Source organism: Burkholderia sp. SIMBA_062 (assembly GCF_046534765.1).
In the GTDB taxonomy this organism is placed as follows: domain Bacteria; phylum Pseudomonadota; class Gammaproteobacteria; order Burkholderiales; family Burkholderiaceae; genus Burkholderia; species Burkholderia ambifaria.
Window position 1 is genome coordinate 1 of sequence record NZ_JAWRYD010000375.1, and the last position, 260, is coordinate 260.

Annotated in this window: 1 protein-coding gene; it reads right to left on the reverse strand. The window is 57.3% G+C overall.

Features of this window, described 5'->3' with window-relative positions; all coding sequences use genetic code 11:
- A partial coding sequence (locus SB786_RS36750; RefSeq protein WP_410731654.1) for an adenylyl-sulfate kinase occupies nucleotides 1–260 on the reverse strand: 260 nt, incomplete at both ends.

Genomic DNA, 260 nt, shown 5'->3' on the forward strand with positions numbered 1-260 from the left:
CGGTGAAGTTTTTCAAGGTTCCTTGGCGCGCTTTCTTGTACAGACCTTTGGGATCGCGCTGTTCCACGACTGCCAGCGGGGTATCAATGAAGACTTCGACAAACTCACCCTCCTCCACCAGGCTGCGGGCCAGTTCGCGCTCGGCCCTGAACGGTGAGATGAATGCACTGATTACCACCAGCCCTGCATCAACCATCAGATGGGAAACCTCGGCGATACGACGGATATTCTCGACCCTGTCAGCGGCCGTGAAGCCGAGG